The organism is Thiolapillus sp. (genome assembly GCF_048562965.1).
Lineage (GTDB): Bacteria > Pseudomonadota > Gammaproteobacteria > Chromatiales > Chromatiaceae > Thiolapillus > Thiolapillus brandeum_A.
This window is the reverse complement of the sequence record NZ_JBHNMF010000153.1, coordinates 1-6,933: the sequence shown is the minus strand read 5'-3', so window position 1 is coordinate 6,933 and position 6,933 is coordinate 1. Positions and strand designations below refer to the sequence as shown.

Annotated in this window: 7 protein-coding genes; 2 read left to right on the top strand and 5 right to left on the bottom strand. The window is 59.1% G+C overall.

What is annotated here, in order from left to right; all coding sequences use genetic code 11:
• Nucleotides 1-176: 176 nt before the first annotated feature.
• Nucleotides 177-842 carry a DUF4139 domain-containing protein gene (locus ACOCD2_RS09690; protein ID WP_293650396.1) on the bottom strand — a complete coding sequence of 222 codons (666 nt, stop codon included), beginning with the start codon at nt 840-842 and terminating at the stop codon, nt 177-179.
• 428 nt (nt 843-1,270) lie between these two features.
• Here ACOCD2_RS09690 and ACOCD2_RS09685 point away from each other — a divergent pair, with 428 nt between their 5' ends.
• Nucleotides 1,271-1,501, top strand: a complete 231-nt coding sequence (locus tag ACOCD2_RS09685; RefSeq protein ID WP_293652543.1) for a hypothetical protein — start codon at nt 1,271-1,273, stop codon at nt 1,499-1,501.
• A gap of 199 nt (nt 1,502-1,700) precedes the next feature.
• On the opposite strand, the gene ACOCD2_RS09680 is transcribed toward ACOCD2_RS09685, so the two are convergent.
• The 4 genes from ACOCD2_RS09680 to ACOCD2_RS09665 form a co-directional block, all read right to left on the bottom strand.
• Nucleotides 1,701-3,080 carry an FAD-binding oxidoreductase gene (locus ACOCD2_RS09680; RefSeq protein ID WP_293647523.1) on the bottom strand — a complete coding sequence of 460 codons (1,380 nt, stop codon included), beginning with the start codon at nt 3,078-3,080 and terminating at the stop codon, nt 1,701-1,703.
• Nucleotides 3,081-3,109: 29 nt separating this feature from the next.
• Nucleotides 3,110-3,703, bottom strand: coding sequence for a phosphoheptose isomerase (locus ACOCD2_RS09675; protein WP_293647517.1), 594 nt, complete (start codon nt 3,701-3,703; stop codon nt 3,110-3,112).
• 63 nt (nt 3,704-3,766) lie between these two features.
• A complete protein-coding gene (locus ACOCD2_RS09670) occupies nt 3,767-4,120 on the bottom strand; it encodes a YraN family protein (RefSeq protein WP_293647519.1) in 354 nt (117 codons plus the stop codon).
• Nucleotides 4,086-6,014, bottom strand: a complete 1,929-nt coding sequence (locus ACOCD2_RS09665; RefSeq protein WP_293647521.1) for a penicillin-binding protein activator — start codon at nt 6,012-6,014, stop codon at nt 4,086-4,088. Before ACOCD2_RS09665 ends, ACOCD2_RS09670 begins: the two co-directional genes overlap by 35 nt.
• Before the next feature lie 40 nt (nt 6,015-6,054).
• Here ACOCD2_RS09665 and rsmI point away from each other — a divergent pair, with 40 nt between their 5' ends.
• Nucleotides 6,055-6,912, top strand: coding sequence for a 16S rRNA (cytidine(1402)-2'-O)-methyltransferase (gene rsmI, locus ACOCD2_RS09660; RefSeq protein ID WP_293647525.1), 858 nt, complete (start codon nt 6,055-6,057; stop codon nt 6,910-6,912).
• Nucleotides 6,913-6,933 lie beyond the last annotated feature (21 nt).

Sequence of the window (6,933 nt, the reverse complement as noted above, 5' to 3'; positions counted from 1 at the left end):
CCTATTGCCGCATCTCCAGTTACCTGCAGACCATGGCAAATCAGGGATACAATCCGCTGGTCGCCATTCAAATGGCCTTTTCGGGACAGCTCTATGCTGATAGGGGTGAGTAGTTACAACTCTAGTACCTCTTCAATGTTCCCTTGAAACAGGACGGTGCTGGCTGTCCCGCATGGTCAATAACGTACCAGAACTTTGTACTCCAGTGTCGTTTTTCCGTCGGCCGGTATCTTCATTTCCCATTCGGCCAGTCCGGAGGCGATTTTTGTGTGGGGAAAGGATTCACGGATCATTTCCCAGTCACCGGGGATGGGTTCCTGTACCTTGACAGTTGTCGGCTGGTCCTTGGCATTCTTTAACTTGATGCGATAGGTGCTTTCCGCCGCGTAGTTGTATGGGTGTCCGTAATTGACCTTTTTGTAATTGATCTGTTTCTTCGTTGCGGTGACATCGAAAGCTTCTCCCAGCTTGAGCCGTATCTGTTCGTTCCTGGGTGTATGTCCGATGCGGTCTTCTCCCACGAATTGTGCGTTGCCCTTGCTGTCCCGTTTGTACACCCGCACAATACCTTTTGGCAGTGGCATGCCCATGCCGCTGTCTTCCTTGTTCTGGAACAGGATATAGACGGCTGCTTTGAGGGATTCTCCGAGAGAGGTGAATGCGCTGCGGTAATAGTAGTCCTGGCCCCGGAAAACCAGTTCCTTGGTAACAGGCACCTTGCTGGCGTTGAGCAGGGAAACCTGCTTGGTCTGCCTGTTGGCAATGGTTGTCGGGTGAGCCAGGGTATACAGATGGTATTCGTTCGAACAGTGCTTCCTCGGCCATGGGTGCGGGGACGGCATCCATGGCCATCTCCATTCTCGGGGTGCGCTTTCTGTAACTCATGTTTTCCCGTACCTGATTGACATCTCCGGCGACAAGCTGCAGCCTGGCCTGGGGATAGCTGGTGCCGCTTTCGTTGGTAAGGGTCACCCACCCGGCGAGATCCAGTGCGTTGTCGCTGCTGTTCAGCTCCACTACGTAGTCGGCTTTCCAGCCCAGCCCTCTGGAGAGATAAGACAGTTCCAGTTCCTGGGAGCCGCTGGTTTTGCTGATGACCTGGGTGACCAGTGTGGGTTTGTCCCGCAGATTGGCAGGGATGGCAGGGAATATATAGCGTCCCTCAGGGTTGGTTTCGATACGTCCGCCGATTTCGGCCACCACGCCGCTGTTGGTGCTGAGGATCTTGGCAGCTTCCCGGGTTTCCTGCCCCGTGGCAGGGTTCATGCGAATGATCTCGACGGTCTGGCCGACATATTTTTCCAGCATTTTCGCCGGTGTCAGCAGGTCAAAATTGAAGTTCTGCTCTCTGACCTGCAGCTTGCCGGGATGGCTGATGTTGCGCAGCAGGGCTGTTTCCGGGCGCATCTGCGCGCTGACTCCGCGAATTGCCAGATCCGTGATGCCTGACGGCAGGCTGATCCTGCGCCTGTCCTTGATCAGCGCCAGATCGCTGTTGTAGATGGTGACGGCGAGCCCCGTCTGACCCTGGAGTTCCGATACCAGCTCTGTGCTGGCGGCGGATGCAGAGGCACAGGCCAGAAGAAAAGGAATGATCGGGCGCAATGAAATCATGAGACTAACCTGCAGAAAGTGGCGGTGGGTCCCCCGATCTTAACAGCCGGTCAGACCGATGCAAAATCAGCAATGACTGATGGAAATCAGGGCAGGGTCTTGCCCGGGTTGAGGATGTTACGCGGGTCCAGCAGGGCTTTGAGCTGATACATGAGCGCCAGGGTGGGATCGTCGATTTCCCGGCCGACGAACTCCCGTTTCACCAGTCCGATGCCGTGTTCTCCCGACAGAGTGCCTTTCAGTCCCAGCACCAGAGTGAATACTTCGTCCAGGCAGGCTTCGGCAGCTTTGAGCTGACGGGGATCGTCCGGATCTATGAGCAGGTTGACATGGATGTTGCCATTGCCGGCATGGCCGAAATTCACGATGCTGATGGCGTACCTGTCCGCCAGTGCGGTCAGGCCCTGTATGAGGTCGGGAATGCGGGATACGGGAACCACCACGTCTTCATTGATCTTTTTCGGTGCGACGTTGCGCAGGGCGGGTGACAGGGCCTTGCGGGTGCGCCACAGCTTCCGGACCTGCTCCTGGCTGTCCGCCACCTCCACCGACAGACAACCGGGTATCTTCGCGGTGCTGGCGATCTGTGCTGCCGCGGTGTCGATGGCGCTGGTGCTTTCCTCGAGTTCGATCATCAGCAGTGCGCCGGCATCTGCGGCGATGCCGGGATCGGAATAGTTCCTGACCATCTGCAGGGCCGGACCGTCCATGAATTCCAGTGCGGAGGGTGTAATGGGTTGCGCCATGATGGCGGATACTGCTGCGGCGGCGCTCGCCACGTCCCGGTAAACAGCCTGCAGCGTGCGCCTTGCTTCGGGCAGGGGAGTGAGCTTGAGTGTGGCTTCGGTGATGATGGCCAGTGTGCCTTCGGAGCCGATGAACAGCCGCGTCAGGTCATAGCCCACGACGCCCTTGGTGGTGCGCACGCCGGTGTGGACGAGGGAGCCGCCCCCGGTTATGGCCGTCAGCCCAAGAGTGTTTTCGCGGCAGGTGCCGTACTTGACTGCCCGCGGGCCGGCAGCATTGCAGGCCAGGTTGCCACCCACCGTGCAAACGGCTGCGCTGGTGGGATCGGGGGGCCAGAAGAAGCCGTGTTCACCGGCGGCCTGCTGCAACTGCTGATTGGTTACGCCAGGCTGTACGCGGGCCAGGCGGTTGTCAGGATCGATTTCCAGTATCCTGTCCATGCGCTCCAGGGACAGGGCGATGCCGTTGGCTGCAGGTATCGATGCTCCCGTGGTGCCCGTGCCACGGCCGCGGCAGGTGACCGGCAGCTGCCATTCATTGCAGTGCTGCAGTAACGCCACGATCTGCTGTTCTTTCCTTGGAAAGACTACTGCGGCGGGGATGGACTGGCGCTGGCTGTTGTCATAGCTGTAGGCAAGGGTGTCTGCGGGGTGGGTGAGCAGATCCTCTGCCGGGAAGATGTTTTCCAGTGCTTTGAGCTGTTCCGGGGTCACGGCGATCTGGTCTGCCAGCCACTGAGGGCAGTGGCTCAGCTTTCCTCGCCGAGAAGCTGGGTGTCGATCAGATCACAGAGGCAATGGATGATCAGCAGGTGCACTTCCTGTATGCGTGCGGTCGACGGACTGTCCACGCGGATCTCGATGTCGCCATCCCGTAATATGGTGGCGGTTTTTCCGCCATCCCGACCGGTCAGCGCCACGACTTTCATCTGCTGCTGCTCTGCTGCTTCCACGGCACGTGTGATGCTGGCTGAGTTGCCGCTGGTGCTGATTGCTAGCAATACATCCCCGGGATGTCCCAAAGCACCGATCTGCTTGGTGAACACTTCCTGGTAGGCGTAGTCATTGGCGATGGATGTCAGAGTCGAACTGTCCGTGGTGAGGGCGATGGCCGGCAGGCCCGGACGTTCGCGTTCGAAGCGGTTCAGCATCTCTGAGGAAAAATGCTGGGCGTCGCCGGCAGAACCGCCGTTGCCACAGCTGAGCACCTTGCCGCCTTCGAGCAGACTGGCGACGATCATTTCGGCTGCAGCAGCAATGGGTGGCGCAAGGTCAGGCAGGCAGCGCTGCTTGGTTTCGATGCTTTCGTTGAACAGGCGGTTGATGCGTTCGTTGAGATCCACTGTGACTTCCGGGGTGTGGTGCCTGGGGGAAGCTCATGCCTTCTGCCGAGCTTTCTCAGGGAGTTACTGAAAGGCGTTCCTGATCCATTGAATCCGGTTTTCGCGGTCGATGCCGATTATATCGAATCTGCAGGCCGGCGTATGCCCGAGCTGCTGCAGGTAGCGCTGGGCGGTGTGCAGGAGCTTCTGTTGTTTGGCGGGTGTGACCGAGTCCACGGCGGAACCGAAACCCTTGTGGCTGCGGTAGCGTACCTCCACGAACACCAGCGTTTCGCCGTCGCGCATGATCAGGTCGATCTCGCCGGATCTGCAGCGATAGTTCTTTTCGACCAGGGTCAGCCCCTGATCCTTCAGCCAGCGTCCTGCGAGCGCTTCAGCAGCCTCACCTTTGCGCAGGTGGGAGGCTTTCGGGCTCATCAGGCAAATCCAGGGGAAGTACAGACACGGTATTTTCCGGTGGCGTGGTGCCCAGTATGCGGGGCTCCGCCTGGAGGATGATCCAGGTCATGCGCCGTCGCAGCTGGTGTTTGTCATCCAGGTACAGCAGGCCGGTCTTGCCCTCGAACAGCGTCAGGTCCGACATGGCCAGTTTTCTCAGTTGCGGCAGCACCTGGTAGGCATCGATACCCATGGGCAGCAGGCGCAGGTATTTCCTTTCTCCCCTGGCCAGGTAGTCCTGCAGACTGCTGCGAGACAACGGGTTTTCCGGCTCCAGGTTCAGCATCCAGGGCATTTCCGGCAGCATGATGCCTGCCATGTCGAAACGTTCATCGTTCTTCAGCTGGCCATCCCAGGCCCGTGATGTGCTCAGCACGGGCAGGTCTTCAGCGTAGTGAAACTGCAGCATGGGACGTATCTGTTTCATCTGCTGTTTGTTGCCGATGGCGAAGATGAAGTCCATGCCCCGCGGCGGCAGGGTATAGGGTAGGTTTTCCTCCCTGGCCTTTTTCAGTTCCTCCAGCTGGGCCTTGCGCTGCTTGGAACGAACGAGCTGGGCCACGGGTGTGGAGAAGTCCCGCGTACCTGGGTCATAGGACTGGGAGCGCAGGCTGCCGCCACCAAGCTTGCGCCAGGTTTCCATGAACGTGGTTGCCATCCTTTCGCCCAGCCTGGCGGAAGGGTACAGCATGGCCGGTTCACGATAACCCTGGTAAGCAGCCCAGACGGCTACCTGGCGGGCTTCGTCCTCGGGAGAAAGGGAATACTGATACAGGTTTTGCGGGGGTACGCTGTCGGTGTTCACCTGGTTCAGGGCCAGTACCGGCAGGGGCAGGCTGCCGGCGCGGGCCAGTTGCAGTACCGCCTGCTTGGAGAGCGGCCCGATGACCATGTCGGCGCCTTCATCCGCTACCCGGTTCAGCAGTGGCCAGATCTGATCGGCGTTACTCGAATCGTAGAACTTCACCCTGGGCCGGTTTTCGCTGGTGTCGTTGTACCAGGCGCTCATCAGCCCGTCCCGGATGGCCTTTGCCGGAATGGCGTAGGGGCCGGACACGGGCAGGAGTACGGCAACCTGGTGGATTTCGACGGGCGCGAGTTGCTGCTGATGGCTGTAGTAGCTGGTGAGCAGGCCGGGTACTGCCGGATGATCCGGGTAGAGATCACGCCATTCCCGGTAAGGGGCAATGATTTCTTCAGGTGCGTTGGGAAAGTCCCTCAGCAGGCGGGCCAGTTCCAGCCAGCCGCGGGTAACACTGTCAGGTGATGGAAACTTTTCCTGCAATATCTGGGGTGGTGTGCGTGTCAGTATTGAAAGAATTTCGGTCTGAACCGGCAACTGCGCGTCGTCGGACGAAAGCAGCCTGTCCAGGGCGATGAGTTCCCGGGCATAGGCGATGCTGTCCTGCATTTCCTTGTAGGCGGCTGCGCGAATGGAATGGAAGCGCTCCTTTTCATCCCTGCGGCTGTGCTGGGGCAGTACAGCCAGCAGGCGCAATGCTTCTTCCGGCTGGAAGCGTTTGAGTGCCAGGTCTGCCTGGATCAGGGTTTGACGGAAGCGGTATTCCTGGGGCAGGGTGCCAGTATCGATTTGCTGCAGAAGGCTGTCAGCCTTGTCAAGCTGGCCGTCATGGATCAGACTGTCGGCTGCCAGCAGAAGATACAGATCGTGTGAGGTGCCTGGGGTGCGCCCCGCCAGGTCGACATACAGGTCTGCTGCCGCTCCATAGCGTTGTTGCTCGAACATGTTTGCCGCATGGGCGGCCTGCGGATCGGCAGGTGCAGACGGTTCGACCGGTGTGGTTTCGCAGCCTGCCAGCAGCAGCACGAGCAGGAGAGAAAGGAAAAACTGTGTGCAGTATCTGTTGCGCATCGTCCATTTGCCCAAATTCGAGGAAGCAAAAGAGTATCGTATGAGCAAGCCTGAAGTGTCAAATGCCGACGGAACTTTATTCGTCGTTTCCACACCCATCGGCAATCTGGAAGATATCAGCCTGCGGGCGATCGATGTGCTCAAGCGTGTGGACCATATCGCTGCTGAGGATACGCGCCACAGCCGCCGTCTGTTGCAGCATCATGGAATCCATACCCCGATGCTCGCGCTGCACGAGCACAATGAGCGACAGGCACTGGCCGGGATACTGGCCATGCTCACAGAAGGTCGTTCGGTGGCGCTGATTTCGGATGCCGGCACGCCACTGATCAGCGATCCCGGCTTTCCCCTGGTGCGCGCCTGCCGTGAGCAGGGCATTGCTGTTTCTCCTGTTCCCGGCCCCAGTGCTCTGATTGCTGCATTGAGTGTCTCAGGGCTGCCCGTGGATGCCTTCTATTTTCATGGCTTCCTGCCACGCACCTCTGGAGCCCGCAAGACCCGGCTTGCCGCGCTGAAGCCAGCCGGGATCACGCAGGTTTTTTTTGAATCCTCGCACCGCATACTGTATGCGCTGCAGGACATGCAGGAGGTGCTGGGAAGCGAAAGGGAGGTATGCGTCGCCCGGGAACTGACCAAGCAGTATGAAGAGGTGCTTCAGGGGAAGCTGGGTGAAGTGCTGGCGACAGTGGCAGGAGATCCCCGGCATCAGCGCGGGGAGTTCGTGATCGTGGTGGCTCCCGCCAGTACCGCTACAACGGAAGTATTGACGCCCGAAGCGCAACGTATCCTTGGGCTGTTGCTGGAAGAATTGCCCGTCAAGCAGGCTGCGGCCCTGACGGCGAAAATTACCGGGGAGAAAAAGAACCGGCTTTATCAGTTTGCACTTGGCAAGTCATGATTCCTGCAAAAAGCAAAAAGC